The 19469-nt window shown below is 54.9% G+C and carries 23 protein-coding genes and 1 riboswitch; of the genes, 14 read left to right on the forward strand and 9 right to left on the reverse strand.

The genetic code is table 11. From position 1 onward, the window contains the following. Positions 1–173: 173 nt before the first annotated feature. Positions 174–599, forward strand: coding sequence for a hypothetical protein (locus KIH86_RS24295; RefSeq protein ID WP_223082574.1), 426 nt, complete (start codon positions 174–176; stop codon positions 597–599). Between the two features lie 138 nt (positions 600–737). On the opposite strand, the gene KIH86_RS24300 is transcribed toward KIH86_RS24295, so the two are convergent. From KIH86_RS24300 to KIH86_RS24315, 4 genes are all read right to left on the reverse strand, one after another. Further along, entirely contained in the window at positions 738–1718 is a 981-nt protein-coding gene (locus tag KIH86_RS24300; RefSeq protein ID WP_235775578.1) for a phosphotransferase family protein, read from the reverse strand. 152 nt (positions 1719–1870) lie between these two features. Next, entirely contained in the window at positions 1871–2839 is a 969-nt protein-coding gene (locus tag KIH86_RS24305; protein ID WP_223082569.1) for a sugar phosphate isomerase/epimerase family protein, read from the reverse strand. 75 nt (positions 2840–2914) lie between these two features. Next, positions 2915–4009, reverse strand: a complete 1095-nt coding sequence (locus tag KIH86_RS24310) for a Gfo/Idh/MocA family protein (protein ID WP_223082567.1) — start codon at positions 4007–4009, stop codon at positions 2915–2917. Further along, a complete protein-coding gene (locus KIH86_RS24315) occupies positions 4002–4772 on the reverse strand; it encodes a sugar phosphate isomerase/epimerase family protein (protein WP_223082566.1) in 771 nt (256 codons plus the stop codon). Before KIH86_RS24315 ends, KIH86_RS24310 begins: the two co-directional genes overlap by 8 nt. 260 nt (positions 4773–5032) lie before the next feature. On the opposite strand from KIH86_RS24315, the gene KIH86_RS24320 reads away from it, so the two are divergent. Then, positions 5033–5866, forward strand: a complete 834-nt coding sequence (locus KIH86_RS24320) for an AraC family transcriptional regulator (protein ID WP_223082564.1) — start codon at positions 5033–5035, stop codon at positions 5864–5866. Between the two features lie 57 nt (positions 5867–5923). Here KIH86_RS24320 and KIH86_RS24325 read toward each other — a convergent pair whose 3' ends face one another. Continuing rightward, positions 5924–6331: a hypothetical protein gene (locus KIH86_RS24325; RefSeq protein ID WP_223082562.1), complete on the reverse strand. Its 408-nt coding sequence runs from the start codon at positions 6329–6331 to the stop codon at positions 5924–5926. A gap of 261 nt (positions 6332–6592) precedes the next feature. Between KIH86_RS24325 and KIH86_RS24330 the strand changes: the two genes are divergently transcribed. Further along, positions 6593–7276, forward strand: coding sequence for a TIGR00266 family protein (locus tag KIH86_RS24330; protein ID WP_223082559.1), 684 nt, complete (start codon positions 6593–6595; stop codon positions 7274–7276). A gap of 109 nt (positions 7277–7385) precedes the next feature. Here the strand turns inward: KIH86_RS24330 and KIH86_RS24335 are convergent, their stop codons facing one another. Further along, complete coding sequence (locus tag KIH86_RS24335; RefSeq protein ID WP_223082556.1) at positions 7386–7859, reverse strand: Fur family transcriptional regulator; 474 nt, start codon at positions 7857–7859, stop codon at positions 7386–7388. 259 nt (positions 7860–8118) lie between these two features. On the opposite strand from KIH86_RS24335, the gene KIH86_RS24340 reads away from it, so the two are divergent. The 8 genes from KIH86_RS24340 to thiM all read left to right on the forward strand — a co-directional run bounded on the left by KIH86_RS24340 (position 8119) and on the right by thiM (position 15030). Then, positions 8119–8988, forward strand: coding sequence for an AraC family transcriptional regulator (locus KIH86_RS24340; protein ID WP_223082553.1), 870 nt, complete (start codon positions 8119–8121; stop codon positions 8986–8988). Between the two features lie 81 nt (positions 8989–9069). Continuing rightward, positions 9070–9648 (forward strand): hypothetical protein, encoded by a 579-nt coding sequence (locus KIH86_RS24345; RefSeq protein ID WP_223082551.1) that lies wholly within the window; start codon positions 9070–9072, stop codon positions 9646–9648. Positions 9649–10004: 356 nt separating this feature from the next. After that, positions 10005–10373, forward strand: a complete 369-nt coding sequence (locus KIH86_RS24350; protein WP_223082548.1) for a YmaF family protein — start codon at positions 10005–10007, stop codon at positions 10371–10373. Positions 10374–10536: 163 nt separating this feature from the next. Then, on the forward strand, positions 10537–11199 hold the full coding sequence (locus tag KIH86_RS24355; protein ID WP_223082545.1) for an S-layer homology domain-containing protein: 663 nt from the start codon (positions 10537–10539) through the stop codon (positions 11197–11199). A gap of 160 nt (positions 11200–11359) precedes the next feature. Next, positions 11360–11465, forward strand: a riboswitch (TPP riboswitch). 145 nt (positions 11466–11610) lie between these two features. Next, positions 11611–12372, forward strand: a complete 762-nt coding sequence (locus tag KIH86_RS24360) for an ABC transporter ATP-binding protein (protein ID WP_223082544.1) — start codon at positions 11611–11613, stop codon at positions 12370–12372. Next, positions 12353–13129 carry an ABC transporter permease gene (locus tag KIH86_RS24365; protein WP_223082541.1) on the forward strand — a complete coding sequence of 259 codons (777 nt, stop codon included), beginning with the start codon at positions 12353–12355 and terminating at the stop codon, positions 13127–13129. The genes KIH86_RS24360 and KIH86_RS24365 overlap by 20 nt, the downstream gene beginning before the upstream one ends. Continuing rightward, positions 13126–14220, forward strand: a complete 1095-nt coding sequence (locus KIH86_RS24370) for an ABC transporter substrate-binding protein (protein WP_223082539.1) — start codon at positions 13126–13128, stop codon at positions 14218–14220. Before KIH86_RS24365 ends, KIH86_RS24370 begins: the two co-directional genes overlap by 4 nt. 18 nt (positions 14221–14238) lie before the next feature. After that, complete coding sequence (gene thiM, locus KIH86_RS24375; protein ID WP_223082536.1) at positions 14239–15030, forward strand: hydroxyethylthiazole kinase; 792 nt, start codon at positions 14239–14241, stop codon at positions 15028–15030. Positions 15031–15120: 90 nt separating this feature from the next. On the opposite strand, the gene KIH86_RS24380 is transcribed toward thiM, so the two are convergent. Continuing rightward, positions 15121–15612 (reverse strand): DUF3888 domain-containing protein, encoded by a 492-nt coding sequence (locus KIH86_RS24380; RefSeq protein WP_223082534.1) that lies wholly within the window; start codon positions 15610–15612, stop codon positions 15121–15123. Between the two features lie 86 nt (positions 15613–15698). On the opposite strand from KIH86_RS24380, the gene thiD reads away from it, so the two are divergent. From thiD to KIH86_RS24395, 3 genes are all read left to right on the forward strand, one after another. Continuing rightward, on the forward strand, positions 15699–16526 hold the full coding sequence (gene thiD, locus KIH86_RS24385; protein WP_223082530.1) for a bifunctional hydroxymethylpyrimidine kinase/phosphomethylpyrimidine kinase: 828 nt from the start codon (positions 15699–15701) through the stop codon (positions 16524–16526). Further along, positions 16519–17196: a thiamine phosphate synthase gene (thiE, locus tag KIH86_RS24390; RefSeq protein ID WP_223082528.1), complete on the forward strand. Its 678-nt coding sequence runs from the start codon at positions 16519–16521 to the stop codon at positions 17194–17196. Before thiD ends, thiE begins: the two co-directional genes overlap by 8 nt. 262 nt (positions 17197–17458) lie before the next feature. Further along, positions 17459–18799 (forward strand): DUF2252 domain-containing protein, encoded by a 1341-nt coding sequence (locus KIH86_RS24395; protein WP_223082526.1) that lies wholly within the window; start codon positions 17459–17461, stop codon positions 18797–18799. Between the two features lie 81 nt (positions 18800–18880). Here the strand turns inward: KIH86_RS24395 and psiE are convergent, their stop codons facing one another. Then, positions 18881–19288 (reverse strand): phosphate-starvation-inducible protein PsiE, encoded by a 408-nt coding sequence (gene psiE, locus KIH86_RS24400; RefSeq protein ID WP_223082524.1) that lies wholly within the window; start codon positions 19286–19288, stop codon positions 18881–18883. Further along, positions 19272–19469: hypothetical protein (locus tag KIH86_RS24405; protein ID WP_223110713.1), on the reverse strand; the 198-nt coding region annotated here is incomplete at its 5' end. The genes KIH86_RS24405 and psiE, both read right to left, overlap by 17 nt.

The raw sequence follows: 19469 nt of genomic DNA on the forward strand, positions 1-19469 counted from the left end.
AAAAGGACCAGAATTGACTTAGATTGCGTTAGCAACCGGAACATATGATCCGTATAGACTACTACTTAAGGAGCTATTTTTCCATAATTGTGATAATTATGTGAGACTATAGAACTATTAACCTATGAGTGCTATAATCTGGTAGAAATTCAAGGATAAGAGGGGATCGAGAAATGAAGGGAAAAATTTGCAGAGCCGCGCTTTTGCTTGTGATGGCATTTGTCTTGATTGCACAGCCAGTGATGGCGTCGGGCAAGACTGTCAAAGTCAAGGTTACTTTTGTCAGCGCAACCCTGGTAGAGAATAATCATGTAGGCAATGAATGGTGGTGGGGCGGATATGTGAACGGGAAGGAACTTGAGGAAGGGTCATCGGTCACATTAGATGTAAGTTCCTCCGGAACGATCAGCCTGAAGGCCGAGGCTCAGGAGCAGGACAAAATACCGGATGAAGGCTCGAAGTCCGCAAGCGTCAAAGTCTCCTCTCTCACCTCCGCCGTAACCAAATCGGTCAATGTGACGGTAGTTGAGAACCGCGGAAGATACTCGGGCAATACGGCAACCTGGAAATTTGTGTTCAAGGTCGAGAAAGTGAAATAACCGAAACATGAAACAATCGGGCAAAATGAAACAACCAGCTCCTTGCGGGCTGGTTGTTCTCATGACAGTTATAAGGCTTCTGAATTCAAGCACCGTTCCTACGCTATCCGGCGGTGGAGATCCGTATCTCCCGCTATATCAGCGGCCGGAGAAGCGTTTCCAGCCCTCCACGATCTGATTATGCGCCCATTTCAAGTGATCCTCGCTCGTGTATTTACGGGAGAAGCATTCGACGAAATAAATGAGGTCCAGATACAAATCGTACAGCTTCTTGCGTTCTAGCTCATTCGGGCTTTCATAAAAACCGCCATAGCCCTCATAGAACGCTTCATTGCCTTCAACCCGGCGCAGCTGCTCCTCCGCAATATAGCGGAAATGGAACTCCATCAGCGGATCGCCCCACAGCGCCCGCTCCCAGTCAATCAGGGCGGTTATCTTCCCGTTCTCGACGAAGACATTTCCCTCCCAGAGATCCCAATGGACGAGCCTTGGCTCCTTCACCGCATCGAGCGCCGGCAGCAGCTCTTCAATGCCCCTCTCCAATTCGCCGCGCCCGATCGGCATCGGCGCCTTCAGGCGGACAGCATCGTCCAGCACATCGCCGATCATGCCGGTAAAGGCTTCGCGCCACGTTCCGGGCGTTCGGCCAAACGGATCATGATACAGGCCGAAGCGACTGCCCACCATATCATTGATTTGCCGGTTGTAGCGGCCTAGCTGACGCTCGACATCTCCCCGCGCTTCCGGTGACATTCCCTCCCGGATCTCGTTGAAAGGAATCCCGCGCACCTTCTCCATAAAGAAATAATCGTTGGGTACGACTCTGCGGCCAGTGTTGTACGCATACACTTCGGGAACAGGCGCAAGTCCCTTCTCCCGTGCGAGTTTAAGCGTTTCCACTTCGGTCCGCATTATGCCCCGCTCATAAGTCATCGTCTCTGTATCGTCAGCAGGCGAAATCTTCAGAATGGTCTCTCTGCCGTCTGCAAGCAAGACCCGGTATGCAGCGTTAAAATAACCGCCTGTCAGCTCCTCGATTTCAGCTGCCCCATTTCCCGCACCGAAGACATCTGCCGTTATCTCCCGGATCTGCTCCTCGTTTAGTTTCGATTTTGTCATGCTCTCCATCGTTCCACCTGCCACTTTCCTCGATCTGCGACCCCATATTTACCGCTAAGTATACAGCCAATAGTTACGTATCTCTTCAAAAAAGGCAAGCCCCATTTCTTCGGGACCTGCCTTGGGGTTCTTGAGAAGGATTAACGCCTAGATTACAGCCACCACATCTGGCCAAGCTTCTCTTGAATCAGCACCTGATTCAGGTTGTCGACCGCTTTGGTGAAGCCTTCGTTAATCGACATCAAGCCGTCTTCATGCTCGATGCTGACAACATAGTCATAGCCTACGAGACGCAGGGCGCTGATAATGTCCGACCAGGTCTTCATATCATGGCCGTAGCCAACGGTCCGGAACTGCCAGGCGCGTTCCAGCATATTGTCATAGGTCTGCATATCCGTCAGTCCGTAGCGGTTCACGTTAACCGGATCGATCACCGTATCCTTCGCATGGAAATGGTGAATCGCATTCTCCCGGCCCAGAATATGAACCGCCTGCACCGGATCGATGCCCTGCCACCACATATGGCTCGGGTCGAGGTTCGCCCCGATGACTTCACCGGCTGCTTCGCGCAGCCGCAGCAGCGTTGCCGGGGTATGCACCGAGAATCCACCGTGAAGCTCAAGCCCGATCTTGATGCCATGCTCCTTCGCGAAGGCCCCCGTCTCAGTCCAGTAAGGGATGATTTTGTTCTCCCACTGCCATTTCAGCACTTCCTGGTAGTCATTCGGCCACGGTGCAACAGGCCAGTTCGGATACTTGGCATCTTCATGATCGCCAGGGCATCCCGAGAAGGTGTTGACGACCGGAACCTCCAGCTTCTCCGCAAGCTTGACTGTATTGACGAAATCCTCGTGGTCTTTGCGGGCCAGCTCTTTCTGCGGATGAAGCGGGTTGCCGTGACAGCTGAGCGCACTGATGATCAGGCCTCTTGATTCCACGGCATGTTTGAATGCCTTAATTGCACTTTCGTCCTCCAGGAGCTGCTGCGGATCGCAGTGGCTCTTGCCGGGATTGCCGCCGGTTCCAATTTCGACCGCTTTGACTCCTTTTTCCGCTACATAGTCGAGTGCTTCTTCCAGCTTGCGACCGCCAAACAGCACCAAAAATACGCCGAGTTTCATATGATCTTGTTCTCCTCTCCAATTATCCGTTGTCTATGCGAGATTCTATTTCAGACCTGCTTCATGTGTCAGATTTCAGTTATTCGAGCCGTCAAAATAGATCGTCCGTCCCGTACGTGCCGATTCATAAATGGCTTCCAGAATTTCAGTGACTACAAGGGCCTGCTCAGGCTTAACCAGCGGTTCTTTATCTTCCAGAACAGCCTCCAGCCACATGCGGGCTTCGCGGTCGGCATCGGATTCCGTCTCTCCCGAGTAGAAAGCGACTCCGCCGGCAGCGAGGTCAATATGGCTCTCATACAGGCGGCTGTAGCGTTCGCCGTTAATCCGGAGCCCGTCCTTCATATCAGCTCCCGCCTCTGTTCCGCACAGAAGCGTCTTCGCTTCGCCAAATTCGGCGACGTTAAGCGCCCAGCTCGATTCCAGCGAGATCGTCGCGCCGTCCTCCATGGTGATGAAGCCGAAGGCGGAATCCTCCACCTTGAACTGCTCGGTGTCCCACGGTCCCCATGCGTTGGCGGCGTTCTCCCTCTGGCCAAGCTTGTGGAAGACGGACCCTGTTACGCTGCGCGGCTTGTAATTGTCCATCAGCCACAGCGTCAAGTCGAGGGCATGGGTTCCGATGTCGATGAGAGGGCCGCCGCCCTGCTTCTCTTCATCCAGGAACACGCCCCAGGTCGGTACGGCCCGGCGACGGAGTGCGATCGCCCGGGCGTAATAAATATCGCCCAAATCCCCGTTCTCGCACATTTGCTTCAAGTATTGACTGTCGTTGCGGAAGCGGTTCTGATAGGCAATGGACAGCTTCTTGCCGGTACGCTTGGCGGCTTCCAGCATCTCGCGGGCCTGCGCTGAAGTCTTCGCCATCGGCTTCTCGCACAGGACATGGCAATCCGCTTCCAGCGCAGCGACCGTAATGACCGAGTGGCTGTCATTCGGCGTACATACATGCACGACGTCGATGCCGCCGTCAGCGAGCAGCTGTTTGTAATCCGTGTAGACTTTAGCGCCTTCGGCTCCGTACTTCTCTGCCGCTTCCTGCGCGCGTTCTTCGATAATGTCGCAGAAGGCGACGAGCTCGGCAGCTGTTTGCTTGGACAGACTCGGCAGATGCTTGCCGTTAGCGATGCCGCCGCAGCCGATAATTGCGATTTTGAGTGTTTTAGCCATGAATAGTGCCTCCTTGGATATAATGTTGCTTCAACCATTTCATACTATCCGCAATGCTCTCAAGCGGATCTCTCGCGCATTCGTCCTGCTCGACGATTGCCCACTCCGTTCCGGCTTGCTCCGATGCGGCGAGGATGCTCTTCAGATCCACTACGCCTTCGCCCAGCACGACGGTTTCTGCAGAGCCGTCCTCCCGGGCCTTCATGTCCTTGAGATGAATCAGCGGCGTCCGGCCGGCATAACGTCCGAGATATTCAACAGGATCGTAGCCTCCGTAATATACCCAGCAAGTATCCATCTCCACCTGAAGAAGCTCCGCAGGAACGGTACCGTACATGAAGTCGAAAGCCGGTTGACCGTCCTTCTTCTCGGTCAGCTCAAATTCGTGGTTGTGATACAGGAGTACGGCTCCCTTATCCGCGCATTGGTTGCCAATCTTCTTCAGATTCTCTGTCACCGCATCCCAGTCCGCGCGCTGCTCTTCGGACAGATAAGGGACAATCAAATTCCGGCTGCCGATACTCAGCAGGTAATCGATCTCGGCTTCGCCGTTCTCCAGCACTTCCGTGTAAGGCCGGTGCGCGCCGATGGCCTCAAGCCCTGTTTCACTCAGCAGTGCCTTGACCTGCTCGGCCGTACGGCCGAAGTAATTAAAGAATTCGACACCCTCGTATCCGAGCTCCGCGACCTTGCGGATGGTGCCTTCGAAGTCTTGAGCCAGTTCTTCTCTAACGGTGTAGAGCTGCAATCCGATCTTCATCATGTCTCCTCCTGAATATGAAATGAATAACCTGAACAAAAGGGATTATCCGAAAGTTCTCCCCTGTCCGGCTTCTTATCGCTACGGATGTACGAGGAGCTGTTTTTCGTTGATTCTTGACGGTTTTCTCCTGTTTTCTACCCTTTATCTCCTTCAAGAACTACTATTATGTTAAACTGAAAGCGTATATAATAAAATGAATAATATGATTTAAACATGAACAATCTGCTTGCAATTATTTCTACGTGATCTGGAGGAAGAACATGTCCAAGAATACGCCCTGCACCGTCCTGAGCGCCGGATTTACGCATCACCGCAAGCCTTTCCAAATGCCCAGAGCCGAGGGCTTTCCCCATTATCTCCTGCGCCTGCAGACAGAAGGCAAATGCAGCGCGCTTGTAGACGGAGCCATTACTCCCATGGAGACCGGGTCGCTGCTGCTGATCGCCCCGGGCGTCCCCTATCATCTGATTATCGACAAGGAGAGCTTCCCGCACGGAGAACCGCGCGTGGAGAGCGTGGATTATCATATTTTCTGCGAAGGCGTCTGGCTGGATGAATGGTGGAACAGCCGTCCCCGGTCCACCCTTATGAACATACCGCACAGCGAAGGGTTTCTCGGCCTGTTCCGCCAGCTGATTCTGGAGCAGCGCCGTCTGTCCGACTACTCGCCGGATATCTCCAGCTGTTACTTGCAGATCTTGTGCATGGAAATTGACCGGATGACCGTCGATCGGCCCAACGCCTCGCCCAGAAGGTATCTGGCCTTCCGGATGAAGCAGTTCGTCGAAGAGCATGCCGCGCTGCCCTTCCGCCTTCAGGAGGTTGCCGCTCATGCCGAAATCTCCGTCTCCCGGGCTGTTCATCTGTTCAAGGAGAGCTTCGGCATGTCGATTGTCCAGTATGTCAATGAGGTCCGGCTCGATATGGCCCGGGAGCGGATTATCTACAGCCCGATGCCACTGGAGCATATTGCCGAGACTTGCGGTTTTGCGAACTATACCTACTTCCACCGGCAGTTCCGCAAAAGGTTCGGCATGTCCCCGAAGCAGTTCCGCGCGCACAGCCGGGAGAAGGATGCACCGGCGCTCGTATAACAGATCAGAAGCGGATGCCCCTCCTGATGAAAGGGCATCCGCTTCTTGAACTGCTTATTATTCCGCAATTTGTATTATCGACAGCAGCTTGCGGACACGTACGATGTCGTCTCCTTTTACCCGCTGCTCCGTATAGGTGAACTTGACCTTGGACCCTTCCTCAAGGCTGTTCAGACGAGGCTCCAGCGCTTCGCTGAACTGCAGATCAACCGGCTCGCCATAGACGGATATTTCGACCGTATGTCCGTCGGCCAGTCCCTCATAGAGACCGTAAGCCTGCTTCTTCACAGCGGAGGTCAGCCCGCCTGCGGCCGATTTCTCATACCCCGGCACATGAATGGCAGTCGGCTCTGCCAAGACCGTCTGTCCTCCAATCGTCAGGATAACCGCCGTCAAAACTGCGAGTATCACAGTAAGGAGTTGAGCCGGGTGCTTGCTGCTGTGGTCGCGCTGATGGATCTTCATGGTGTCGCACCTCGCTTCCAGGAATGTAATAGCATCATGGCGATCGTGATGGCTTCGCCTATGTAATCTTTTATAACCGCATATCCCTTTAAATAAACGAACGCCTAACAGGTGTGGCCTACAGCGCGAACCTGAAACTCCGGTGGCAACGAATTCACTGTTTGGGTTTTTCCGCCTTCCATACTATACTTATTTCCAAGTCTATTATTTATTCTCATTCTTACAGCAAGAATACGAGAAAGCACTATGGAGGGATATCAGTTGAGGTACGATATTTTGTATGAAGGCGCATTTGCCATGCTGAAGGTGCATCTGGAGTCGGGAGAGAGCGTCAAGGCCGAAATGGGCGCGATGGTGGCGATGTCACCGAACGTCGAGCTGCGAGGCACGGTGGACGGCGGCATTATGAGAGGGCTTGGCCGGATGCTGAGCGGCGAGAAATTCTTCTTCCAGGAGCTGACCGCTGTCCGCGGGCAAAGCGAGGTGCTGCTCTCGCCGGGGTCGATGGGGGATATTCAGGCAATTGAGCTGGATGGCTCCTATCGGCTGTGCGTTCAAAAAGACGGCTTTCTGGCAGGCACGCAGGGCATTCAGGTCAATACGAAGATGCAGAATCTGGCGCGTGGACTTTTCTCCGGCGAAGGCTTCTTCATTGTGGAGATCAGCGGCCGGGGAACTGTCTTCCTCTCCTCATTCGGGGCAATTCACGCCATCAATCTCGGCCCCGGAGAAGAGATGATCATCGACAACGGTCACCTGGTCGCCTGGCCGGACTATATGAATTACAAGATTGAAAAAGCGGCCTCCGGCTGGTTCTCCAGCTTGACAAGCGGTGAGGCGCTCGTCTGCCGTTTCCGGGGCGAAGGCGTCGTGCTCGTCCAGAGCCGGAATCCGGGCAGCTTCGGAAGCTGGATCCGGTCTTTTGTGCCGAACAGCCGGGGTTAAGAACCCCGAAGTCCTGCTTGATGAGATTTTGATCTATAAAAAAAGCAAAAAAGGAGCGTCATCCGGATACCCGGAACGCTCCTTTGTGTGTTGGTAATGCTGATGGACGTTACACCGCCGCCATGCTGCTCTTCTCCTTCTTGCAGCCCGTTCCCGTGCAGACCCGGTACGTGCCCTTAAAGTCCAGACGGTGATCGGTAACGGTGAACCCGTATTCCTTCATCAGCTTGCTCTCAAGCTCTTCAAGCCAATCATCCTTGATCTCGGCCACTTTGCCGCATGACTGGCAGATCAGGTGATGGTGCATATGATCATGGCCTTCAGTGCGCAGATCGTATCTGGAGACACCGTCTCCGAAGTTCATTCTCTCCACAATATGAAGCTCGCAGAGCAGTTCCAGCGTACGGTATACCGTCGCCAGTCCGAGCTGCGGATATTTGCCTTTAACGAGCATATAAACCTCTTCCACGCTCAAATGATCCCGTTCATTCTCAAGCAGCACCTTGGCGATTGCCTCGCGCTGTGAAGTCAGTTTATAGTTGTGAGCGGCAAATTGCTGGGCGATTTTGTCCATTGCATCCATGAGAACCTCTCCCTTCCCGGTTGGTGAAGACCTGCTGCTCCTGCCGGAGATTGCCAGTCTTGACCGCTAGAATATGCCGACTGTCGATTTTTCTATAGCTTAATTAGAATAATTATAATAAGCATATCAAATGAGCCACAAAAAGGAAAGAGAAACCGGCGAAATCAAACAATTGCGCACTGCAAATCAAAACTTGGTGTGAACGCTTGATTATACTTGACTCATCCCAGGCGGAGATGTCCGCAGAAAGGAATATCCCATGAACGCATACGGGCATATCCAAAACGCAGTCAACCTTATCGAACAGCAACTTCAACAAGAACTCCCAATCCGTGAAATCGCGGCGGCAGCCGGATATTCTTCGTTTCATTTCCAGCGTATGTTTCAGGCGATATCGGGCTTCAGTGTACAGGAATACATACGCAAACGCAGATTAACCGAGGCGGGCAGGCTGCTGCTCAGTACAGCGGAAGGCATTCTGCCGATTGCGCTGAACGCGGGATATCAATCCCAGGAAGCCTTTACGCGGGCTTTTGAAAGCTATACCGGTCAGACACCCGGGAAGTTCCGCCAGACACCCGCCTCTTTCAGCGGGCTTGATCCGATATCTTTCATCGGACTGGAACACAGAACTCCAAGCGATCATGGTGTAAGCCGTCCGGACATCGTACGGCTGGAGCGCAAGTTCGTAATCGGTTATGAATATCCCACACATCTGAACGAGGGCCGGCATTATCGTGAGATTCCCGGATTTTATGATGATTTTGGCCGGAAGGGGCGTTTCAGCCTTATTCCGGGCCGTCTCGCGCCGGACCTGGCATACGGTGTAGCTTGCGGCTTCCTGGATGACGGCGGCTTCTCATTTGTCGTCGGAGAGCTCTGTGACGAAGCAGCTGTTCCTGCGGAGAAGGGTTATGTGAAGATTGAGCTGCCAGCAGGGACTTATGCAGAATTCAAAGCCTTTGGCCCGGCCGATCTGGTGGAACGAACCCGAAACTTCATCTACGCCTGTTGGCTGCCAGGCTCCAATTATACTCGCGGGGACGGACCGGATTTTGAAATTACGGACGTTATGCATTCTGTCTATCCGGACCGGATGAGGATACGCATATTCATCCCCCTGAAGTGAGCGTATGCCCACACGGCCGCCGGGCTGCTTCATATACTTATAGAAAGGCTGAAAGGCTCCGATTATAAGGGGGAATACTGAATGCAGCGGCAACAGGCAACCAAGAAATTCAATACGGCGGTAACGGCAGAGATGCTGTCTTGCGTCGCAGCCGGTATGGTGCCGTTGTACCGCTCAGTCGCAACCAGCCGCGTCTTCGCGGAGAGTTGGACCCGCTCCATTGTCAATGCCGATCTGGATCTTATGGGAGAGCTGCTGAAGCTGTGCTCTCCTCTGGCAGCCAAGCAAGGATACGGGACGAACGGTATCGGCTATTTTGTGGATTTCGATTTCCCGCTCTATCAGTGCGTGTATTCGAACGGCACAACCATTCCGCCCGGCATGGTCCAGTTCACATTCAGCACCGCCGTTCACCGGCGAATCGCGAGAGCCGTCTTTCCGTTCTATCGAGAGCTTGCGGTGAACCGGAATTACGCTGCGGCTATAGCCCTCGGCATCCGGCGAAGCGACCGGAAGGCGGTTAACCGGATGGTCAGAAGCCTTGTCCGGACCCCAGCACTGAGAACCGTAACGCTTGAGGAGTCGGGCATCGCCATGAAGTTCAAATTCCGCGACTCGCGTTACCCCTATCGGAATTTGTTATTCCGGGTAATCGAATAATTGATTCGTCGAATCCAGTCACGGGATAAATCTTGAACGAAAAAGTCTGGGGCGATACCCGTTTCGATCAACATCCGAGCATAATCACGAAGGCCCCGTGCTTGAGGCTGTTCCATAAGCCATGAAATGGCTGCTTGGAACGGCTTTGTTTTTTACCGGGAGAGACGTGACCGCTCTGGTTGACGCTTCGGGAACGGACCGTTGTTCCAATTGCTGTATAGAATATTAACAACCGTAAACGGCGCTCTCTTGTTCCGATGAAATTAATCTCCGCCCTCTGTCAGATGCCCAGCGCATAACCGCAGCACCATCAATAAGATGTTGGGAAATACATCATTATTGGGAGGTTTCAGCGGGTGAAGAAGAAACGTCATACCGTGAAGAAGACAACGACTGGTACTGGTACTACCAAGACGCAAAGACATGTGCATGAGTTTGAAGGCAGCACAAAGCTGGCCGAGGAAGGCCCTGACCGGCACAATCACCGCTTCGCAGGCGTAACCGGGCAAGCCATCCGGGCTGGCAAGAGTCATGTCCATGAAATCGAAGTTGACCGAACGGATTTCCTGGATCATTTTCACAAGCTGAAAAAAATCAGAACCGGACCGGCGATTCCCGTCGGCAATGGCAAGCATGTGCATTTTGTAACCGGACGAACGACCTTAATCGACGGACACACGCATCCCTTCAATTTCGCCACGCTGATCCAATCACCACTTACGTAAGTGAGTATTTTGCCTTAATCCACACAGCAGGTTCAAATCAATAATAATAGAAAAACTCAACGTAAAGTCTGAGCAGTGGACAAATCAGCAACATTTTCCACGACACTTCCGTTTAGAGAGTGATGGCGGCCGGCAAGGCCGTACTCTACTGGAGGTGCAGGAAATGCTATCAACTAGACATGTACTCGCGGCACTTGCGATCAGTGCATTGATTTCCGCTTCAATCGGAGGCTCGGGCTTCGCAGCCGGAAGCCAATTCTCCGATCTTGGAGCAACGAAGGATAAGGATAAAATCGAGAGCCTGCATGACAGAGGCTTCGTTCAAGGCCTGACAGCCTCCCAGTTCAAGCCTGATCAGGCATTGACGACAGCCGAAGGCGTCCAGCTGATTTCGGGCGGCTTCCAGCTCAGCCTGGCGGCCATTGATTTCGTGAAGGCTCCGGAGGCCAGCGACTTGTTCGCCAAAGTGCCGAACAGCGCGTGGTATGCCCAGGCTTTTATCAATGCGCACTATAATCATGTAGAGCTGCCTTCCGATCTTGATCCCAAGGCGCCGCTGACCAAGGAACAGTTCACCTTCTACTTAATCCAGGGCATGGAGCAAGCCGGTGGACTGCCGATGATCAATATCAAGCCTGTCGATATTTCCGATGAGGATCAGCTTACCGCGTCCTACCAGGGCGCAATCCAACGCTCGCTGACTTACAAAGTCAATACGCTGGATTCGAGCGGAGCTTTCCATCCGAAGGAGAAGATCACCCGCGCGGAAGCGGCCGTTATGCTCTACAACGCGCTGGAGTATTTGAAAGAGCATCAGCCGAAGTAATGCCGCAGCATAATTGAGGCTTTTGTTCCAAAAAGAAGCGGAAAGCCGATTCCCAGCATGGTGTGTGGGGGGTCGGCTTTTTGGTTTGCTCGAAAATCCTTCATTGAGACCCGGGCATAAGGTATGTTATAGTAAAACACAATCACAACCGAATAAGACCGCATTTCACTAGGGGAGTCAATTGGACTGAGACGAAAGCCTTTGCTTTTAGACCCTTGGAACCTGATCTGGATTATACCAGCGGAGGGAAGTGAACGTCAGGACCTTACATTTCAAGCCATGCAGACTCCTGCAACATCGGCATAACTTGTTAAAGACCCGTTCATTTCCTTCCGGAAATGGGCGGGTCTTTGTTCGTTCATTGAGAGTGATCAGATCAGATGGAGTAACCGGAAAGGAGCGAAAGGCTATATGGACGAACTTCTGGAGCTGAACGGGCTGAGCTTCGCCTTTCCCGGGCAGCCGCCGCTCTTCTCGGAGCTGTCGATGAGCGTCCGGCGAGGCGAGTTCGTCAGCATTGTCGGAGCAAGCGGCTGCGGCAAAAGCACGCTGTTCAAAATCATCGCCGGTCTCTTGCAGCAGACCGGGGGTAGCATCCGGCTGCAGGGCCAGACTTCCGAGTGCAGCCGACTCGGCAAGGCCGCCTACATGCCCCAGCAGGATCTGCTGCTGCCCTGGCGCAGCGTGCAGGACAACTGCCTGCTGCCGCTGGAGATCAAGGGCAAGGCGGATGCCGCCGCCATTGCCCATGTGCGGGACATGCTGCAGCGCTTCGGCCTTGCCGGAAGCGAGAGGGCATATCCCCACGAGCTGTCCGGCGGCATGCGCCAGCGCGCGGCCTTCCTTCGCACACTTCTGTGCGAAGGGGAACTGCTCCTGCTCGACGAGCCGTTCGGCGCGCTCGACGCCATCACCAAGCGGGACATGCACCGCTGGCTGCTGGAGCTGTGGGACGGACTTGGACGGTCCGCCCTCTTCATTACGCATGACCTGGAGGAAGCCCTGCTCCTCAGCGACCGGGTGCTGCTGATGCCAAGGGGAAGCGATGGCCCGCTCCAGGAGTTTGCGGTCGGAATGCCAAGGCCGCGCAGCCTGCAGTCGAATTATGAGCCCGGCTTCGTCGCCATGCGAGCCGAACTGGAACGGAGGCTGTATGAATCCCGCCTCGTTTAGCAAAACACTGACCCGTTATGGCCCGTTCCTGCTGCTGCTCATCCTGATTGCGGCCCTCTGGGAAGGAGCCGTTCGCACTGGCCATGTACCGCCTTTTATTCTGCCTGCGCCTAGCTCTGTCTGGTTCGCGCTACGGGATAACGCCGGACTGCTGCTTCGCACGCATCTTCCCGCGACGCTCACAGAGACGGTGATCGGCTGCCTGCTGTCCGTCCTCGGCGGCATCCTGCTCGGAACAGCCATGCATCTCTCCCGCATGGTGGAACAAGCGTTGTACCCGTTCATCGTCATCAGCCAGACGATTCCGCTCATCGCGCTGTCGCCGCTCTTCATCATGTGGTTCGGCTACTCGATGTGGAGCAAGGTCGCGGTCGTCTTCCTGACCGCCTTCTTCCCTATCGTCGTCGGCGTGTACGACGGGCTGCGCCGCAGCGGCGGCGGTTACCGCGACCTCCTGCTCACTATGGGCGCCAGCCACCGTCAGCTGCTGCTGAAGGTCGGCATCCCGCTGGCGCTGCCCTCCTTCTTCTCGGGTCTTCGCCTGTGCGTCGTCTACTGCGTCATCGGCGCAACCATCGGCGAATGGCTCGGAGGCACTGTAGGACTCGGCTATTACAGCCGCCGCATGGCGGGCAGCCTACACAGCGCCGAAATGTTCGCGGCCATCTTCCTGCTGTCCGCAATGGGCCTTGTACTCTTCCTTGCCGTTCGCCTGCTTGAATTTCTAATCTTAAGGAAAAGAGGATCTCTGCAATGAACTCTGTAACTCGATCTATTCCATCCAAACCCTTGTCGCTGATCAGGCGCTGGGCGTTTCTTCCGGCGCTGTCCCTGCTTCTGCTGACGGCCGCCTGCGGCCAATCGGCTTCGAACACATCTTCCGGGTCTCCTTCTCTCGCTGCATCTTCCCAGCCGGCAGAGGAAGCTTCGAACACATCTGCATCTGCATCTGCATCCAAGCTGACGCTGATGCTTGACTGGTATCCGAACGCTGTGCATTCATTCCTGTATGCCGCTCAGGATCAAGGCTATTTCGCCGCACAGGGACTCGACGTTGACATCCAGATGCCTGCGGACACAAACGATGCGCTGAAGCTTGCGGCGGCCGGCAAAATCGATCTCGCCCTTAGCTACCAGCCCCAGGTGCTATTGGCGCGCGGTGAGCAGATCCCGGTCAAATCCCTGGCGTCCATCGTCCGTCATCCACTCGCCCATCTGATGGCCCCGGAAGGCGGCTCCATCAAGACGCCGAAGGATCTAGAAGGCAAAACGGTCGGCTATTCCTCCATCCCGTTATATGAAGAGGCCGTGAAGACGATGGTCAAAGCAGACGGCGGTGATCCGGCCAAAGTGCAGTTCGTCGATGTGGGTTATGACCTGATTCCTGCCGTCTCGACCGGACAGACGGATGCGATCATGGGCGGATTCATCAATCATGAGCAGCTTCTGCTGCAAAAAGAGGGCCATCCGGTCGTATCCATTAATCCGGCGGATTACGGCGTGCCAGACTACTCGGAGCTGGTGCTCGTTGCCAGCGATGAGGGAATCGGGAAGCACCGTGATGAGTTCGCGAAGTTCCTCACGGCGATTCGCGAAGGCCAGAAGTTCGTTCAGGAGCACCCGGACGAGGCGCTGTCGATCCTGATGAAGCATGAGGACAAGACGGCTCCGCTCGACGCCGATATCGAGAAGCAGAGTCTGAGCATTCTGCTTCCCCTGATGGATGCCGGCAGTGAGCCGTTCGGAACCCAGGACCCGGCAAGCTGGGACAAGGTGCGCCAGTGGCTGATCGACAGCGGTCTGTTGAAGGAAGATATCAAGGCGGAAGACGCTTTTATCAATTTATAATCCAGGGAGGAATCGGAAATGTCTTTTATCCAAAAGCTTCGGGACAGCAACCCCCTTATTCACAACATTACGAATATTGTCGTGACCAACTTCACTGCCAACGGACTGCTCTCGCTTGGTGCTTCGCCGTTCATGGCGGATGCCCATGAGGAAGTGGCCGATGTTGCCGCCATGTCCGGTGCAGTCCTCATTAACATCGGCACCCTGAACGAACATGCGATCAAGTCGATGCTGCTGGCCGGTAAGTCCGCCAATGCGCACGGCGTGCCGCTAGTGCTTGATCCTGTCGGAGCGGGCGCAACCGCCTACCGGACCGAGGTTACACACCGCCTCACCTCCGAGATCAAGATTACGGCACTGCGGGGAAATGTTGCCGAAGTAGCCAATGTGATCGGCGAGAAATGGTCCAGCAAGGGCGTTGATGCCGGGTCGGGCGAGGGCGATGTCGTCGCCATCGCCAGCAAAGCCGCGAAGCAGCTGGACTGCATCGTCATCGTGACCGGAGCCGAAGATGTCATTACAGACGGCAAGACGACTTATATTGCCGCCAACGGCCACCCGATTCTGACCAAGGTGACGGGAACGGGCTGCCTGCTCAGCTCCGTCGTCGCGGCATTCCTTGCTGTCGCTGGCGAGCAGAAGCTGGAGGCAGCGGCTGAAGCCATTTCCTTCTATGGCGTCGCTGCGGAAATCGCGGCTGAGAAGACAGCCGCTCAGGGACCGGGAAGCTTCCAGATCGAATTCCTGAACCAGCTCTCGGTTCTGACGCCCGAGCGATATGCGGAGCTGTCCAAAATCAAGGAAGCCTAAGCGATTGGAAAGCTTGACCCACGTCCGGCAATTCACTTTCTGCAATCAGTGTCCAGCAATCGCCGCATTTCCATCAATCTCATCTGGTGACTAAGGAACCAATCCACACACTGTCGCCCATCCATTACCCGGAGAACCGGCGTAATTCCAGGGAAGCGGATAGTCGCGCAGATGCCTGCAGCCTAGAGCGGTGACTTGTCCGGTATTGTCGATCCGGAAGTCCAGTTCATCCTCCCCCACTGTCAGATGGGGACCCACATAGGGATGCACAAGAAGCGTCAGGTCGATGCCTGAGGATTCGTATTCCATCTTCACGATGGACGTGCCCGGAAGAAACGGGGCGAACTGCACCTCCGGATGTTTCGTGTCCTTGTAGCACCGCTTCAATTCGGCTTGAATGTGCGGATACAGCAGAGTCAGCATCAGTCTGGTGCCATGATCCTCCGGCAGCCTCTTCCCGCCTGTTGCTTCCCAGATCGGCGAAGAAGCTTCAGGCTGCCAAGCGGCTGCTGCGGGATCGCCTAGCAGCAGAGCGGCGGCAAGAGATACGGCGATTATTGTACAAATACGCAGTTCGCTCACTCCTTGTTATGTAATGAACCTGCAATCCTTAGCTATGCCCTACAATCAGGCAAAACCAATCATCACCCTGGAAAGGAGCTTTCATCATGAAGGTTTACAAAGCACTCACCATCGCGGGCTCGGACAGCGGCGGCGGGGCCGGTATCCAGGCCGACCTGAAGACCTTTCAGGAGCTTGGCGTGTACGGCATGTCCGTCCTGACGGCCGTCACCGCGCAGAACACGCTTGGGGTTCAAGGCGTCTATCCGCTGGATGCCGCCGCAGTTACTCAACAGCTCGATTCCATCGGCGAGGACCTGACGCCTGACGCTGTGAAGACCGGCATGCTGTTCAGCAGCGAAATTATCCGCATCGTCTCGGACAAAATCCGCCACTACGGCTGGAAGAACCTCGTAGTCGATCCCGTTATGGTCGCAAAAGGTGGCTCTCCCCTGCTGCTGCAGGAAGCGGTCCAGGCTCTGACCCGGCATCTGCTTCCGCTTGCATTGGTGACAACTCCGAACATTCCGGAGGCGGAGATCATCGCCGGTATGACTATTGCGGGACTTGAGGATTGCAAAGAAGCGGCCCGCCGGATCGCGGAAATGGGCTCACAGAACGTCATCGTCAAGGGCGGCCACAGCGCTGAGCCGGGAGCCGTTACGGATATCCTGTATGATGGCAAGGAATTCACCTATATTGAAAGCCCGCGAGTCGACACCCCGCATACCCATGGCACCGGCTGCACCTATTCGTCTGCACTGACTGCGGAGCTTGCCAAGGGGCGGACAACCGGTGAAGCGGTGAAGACTGCCAAAGCCTTTATCCGGGCTGCAATCGAAGACGGAATTGGCATCGGTTCGGGACACGGTCCGACGAACCATTTTGCCTATATGCGGAGACTTCGGACAGAAGGAGTGAATGATCATGACTAATCAACCGGCACAGCGTTTGGAGTCCGGGAAGATTCGCACAATGCTTGGCGTATACCTGATTCTGGGCAGCGTCAACTGCAAGCGTCCGCCTGCTGAAATCTTAAGCGAAGCGATTTCAGGCGGCGTGACGATCTTTCAATTCCGTGAAAAAGGGCCGGGCTCGCTGGAAGGCAGCGCCAAGACCGCCCTGGCCCGCGAGCTTCAAGGCATCTGCCGGTCGCATGGCGTCCCGTTCCTAGTCAACGATGACATCGACCTGGCAATCGAGCTGAATGCCGACGGCGTACACGTCGGCCAGGACGACGAGCCGGCCCGCCTGTTGCGGGAACGGCTCGGCAGCGGCAAAATCATCGGCGTCTCCGCACACACGCCGGAGGAGGCGTCGCAGGCCATCGCCGACGGCGCCGACTATCTCGGGATCGGCCCGATCTACCCGACATCGTCCAAGGATGACGCCCGCCTCGTACAGGGCACGATTCTGATCTCGGACCTCCGCAGAGCGGGCATTGATATTCCGCTCGTCGGTATCGGCGGAATTACGGCGAATAACGCCGCGCCCGTTCTTGAAGCCGGGGCGGACGGCGTATCGGTCATTTCGGCCATTGCCGGCGCAGCAAGCCCCGGAGAGGCGGCGCAAGCTTTTTCGATGCTGGTTAGCGGCAAACATTAAGCTCCCTTCCTCCCCTATCTGCCTGCCGCAAATACGAGAGAAGGAAGTTCTGTAGCGCCTTCAAGCCGCGCAATGCTGCAACGAACAGCATCCGCGGCTTTTTTTATCCGCAATCAACCAATCATTCAGGCACATCAGCAAGGATAACCTTCTCCCGGCAGCCAACAAGCCAACATGGCTCCTAACGCTTTGCGATTTTGCGATCCAGGTCCAATCAGGTTACGATAGATGAACAGATTGACCACCAGGAAGGGGGCCAGGCATGATTGACAGACAGATCACCGAGGGGATCATTCGAACCCGAACGAAGCTCCGAAGGAATACGCTGATCTCCATTTTTGAAGAGTTTGATCGTGATCTCATGAAGCTGGACGACGCCAGACGGGCTGAAAAATACGCCAAAATGAGTCTCAGCCCCTTCTCTTTTTTCCGGGGAAGCGCCTACCTCTTCTACTTTGACTGCCAGCGCCAGTACTTCCCGTATCACTCCTCTCCCGAGCGTCCGACCTGGATTCAGGGCGACCTCCATTTCGAGAACTTCGGGGCCTTCCGGAATGAAGACGGTGAGCTGGTCTATGACGTCAACGATTTTGACGAGGGCTATCTGGGCTCCTATCTATATGATCTGATCCGCATGTCGGTGAGCATCGTACTGGTGTGCCGGGAGCTGGGGTATACGCCGGAGGAGCAACGGAAATGCGTGGAGGGCTATGTCGCCGAGTACCATGAGAGGATAACCGCTTTTTGCGGAGACAAGGAAGATCCGGGAAAATATGTCGTGAACGAGAACGAAGCCAAGGGACCGGTCAAAAAGCTGCTGCGCAAGCTGGAGAAGCGTCAGGGCGGACATTTTCTGGACAAGGTGACTTCCTTCAAGCAGGAGGGCCGGATCTTTCTGGAGAACGACGAACTGCGGGAGCCGGAAGCCGGGGAACGTGCCGACCTTGAGCGGGCCTGGTCTTTCTACCTGCAAACCCTTAATTCGCGGAAATCGTCCCAGGAGCACTATACCATCAAGGATGTTGCGGTAAAAGAAGGCTCCGGCACGGCTTCGATCGGACTGAAGCGCTATTATATTCTGATCGAGGGCCAGAGCCATAAAGGCGCGGAAGATACGGTGCTAGAGGCCAAAGAGGTTCGTGTCCCGATACCGGCCTATTTTCTGCCCTATTTGGAATCGTTCTGGGACTTCTTCGGGCATCAGGGCAAGCGGGTGACGGCGACGCAGCAGGCCATGCACCACAAGGCCGATCCTTATCTCGGATTTCTGACCATGGGAGAGCGGCACTTCTACGTCAGGGAGCGTTCCCCTTATAAAAAAGGGCTCCGCCTGACCGATCTGGAATCGCTCCAGGATATGGAGAAGACGCTCACGCTCATGGCCCGGCTGACCGCCAAAATGCATGCCAGAGCCGACTCCGATGTGACAAACGGGCTTCTCCCCTACCATAGCGAGCGCGAAATCGCCGCAGCGATGGGCGAAGACCATGACGGAATCTCCCGCTTCATCTCACGCTGGGCGGTGGTCTATGGAGATCAGGTTGAGAAGGATTACGCCATGTTCAAGGAATGGGCCGCCTTGTCAGGAGCAACGACTCCGTGAAGGCAGCCCCTACAGGCGCTGAATGAGCAGACAATTGACGCAGGCGCAGCGGCCGACGGATAACGTGTTACATGCCTCGTGCTAGCTCTCCCGCTTAAGCAGCTTGCTGTTGGCGATGTAGAGTGTAATGACCAGAACCAGGATCGCTCCGGCATAGAGCAGCGTATCCATAGGCGTCTCATGATCAATAATAATCAGCCGGATGATGGCCGTAATGCCGATATAGACGAAATAACGCAGCGGGAAATGGTAATGAGCTTCAAAATATTTGATGATCAGCGCAATAAACTCGAAGTACAGGAAATAGATCAGCAGCGCTTCCAGCAGCTCCAGTTTGGTAAGATGACCGCCGTCATTGATGAAACCGAAGATCAGATAGGTTTCCTTGCCAAGTAGCACAACCAGTATGACCGCCAGCACGACAAGCGATGCATTCAGCGTCCATTGCAGAATTAATGGAATATACGCAACTTTACTCTTTATTTTCAACTGCCATCGCCTCCCGCCTCAAGAGTAAAATCAGTATAAAAGTGATTTCGTTTTCAAGGCAAGCGATGGCAATGGCAGGGCATAAAAAAAGAGCGTCTCTTGAAGGCAATGTCATTAAGTTTAGCTCAAAGACAAGAACGACAATAGAAATTGGAACCAAAACGGCATGGGAATGAGTCCT

Source organism: Paenibacillus sinensis, assembly GCF_019904155.1.
Classification (GTDB): domain Bacteria; phylum Bacillota; class Bacilli; order Paenibacillales; family Paenibacillaceae; genus Paenibacillus_AQ; species Paenibacillus_AQ sinensis.

Bases quoted from the DNA above. Each gene is read 5' to 3' on its own strand.
- KIH86_RS24325 (WP_223082562.1), bottom strand. From the start codon at position 6,331: ATGAAGATCCATCAGCGCGACCACAGCAGCAAGCACCCGGCTCAACTC.
- KIH86_RS24370 (WP_223082539.1), top strand. From the start codon at position 13,126: ATGAACTCTGTAACTCGATCTATTCCATCCAAACCCTTGTCGCTGATC.
- thiD (WP_223082530.1), top strand. From the start codon at position 15,699: ATGAAGGTTTACAAAGCACTCACCATCGCGGGCTCGGACAGCGGCGGC.
- KIH86_RS24355 (WP_223082545.1), top strand. From the start codon at position 10,537: ATGCTATCAACTAGACATGTACTCGCGGCACTTGCGATCAGTGCATTG.
- KIH86_RS24310 (WP_223082567.1), bottom strand. From the start codon at position 4,009: ATGGCTAAAACACTCAAAATCGCAATTATCGGCTGCGGCGGCATCGCT.
- KIH86_RS24295 (WP_223082574.1), top strand. From the start codon at position 174: ATGAAGGGAAAAATTTGCAGAGCCGCGCTTTTGCTTGTGATGGCATTT.
- thiM (WP_223082536.1), top strand. From the start codon at position 14,239: ATGTCTTTTATCCAAAAGCTTCGGGACAGCAACCCCCTTATTCACAAC.
- KIH86_RS24315 (WP_223082566.1), bottom strand. From the start codon at position 4,772: ATGATGAAGATCGGATTGCAGCTCTACACCGTTAGAGAAGAACTGGCT.
- thiE (WP_223082528.1), top strand. From the start codon at position 16,519: ATGACTAATCAACCGGCACAGCGTTTGGAGTCCGGGAAGATTCGCACA.
- KIH86_RS24300 (WP_235775578.1), bottom strand. From the start codon at position 1,718: ATGACAAAATCGAAACTAAACGAGGAGCAGATCCGGGAGATAACGGCA.
- KIH86_RS24365 (WP_223082541.1), top strand. From the start codon at position 12,353: ATGAATCCCGCCTCGTTTAGCAAAACACTGACCCGTTATGGCCCGTTC.
- KIH86_RS24340 (WP_223082553.1), top strand. From the start codon at position 8,119: ATGAACGCATACGGGCATATCCAAAACGCAGTCAACCTTATCGAACAG.
- KIH86_RS24335 (WP_223082556.1), bottom strand. From the start codon at position 7,859: ATGGATGCAATGGACAAAATCGCCCAGCAATTTGCCGCTCACAACTAT.
- KIH86_RS24320 (WP_223082564.1), top strand. From the start codon at position 5,033: ATGTCCAAGAATACGCCCTGCACCGTCCTGAGCGCCGGATTTACGCAT.
- KIH86_RS24360 (WP_223082544.1), top strand. From the start codon at position 11,611: ATGGACGAACTTCTGGAGCTGAACGGGCTGAGCTTCGCCTTTCCCGGG.
- KIH86_RS24345 (WP_223082551.1), top strand. From the start codon at position 9,070: ATGCAGCGGCAACAGGCAACCAAGAAATTCAATACGGCGGTAACGGCA.
- KIH86_RS24395 (WP_223082526.1), top strand. From the start codon at position 17,459: ATGATTGACAGACAGATCACCGAGGGGATCATTCGAACCCGAACGAAG.
- KIH86_RS24305 (WP_223082569.1), bottom strand. From the start codon at position 2,839: ATGAAACTCGGCGTATTTTTGGTGCTGTTTGGCGGTCGCAAGCTGGAA.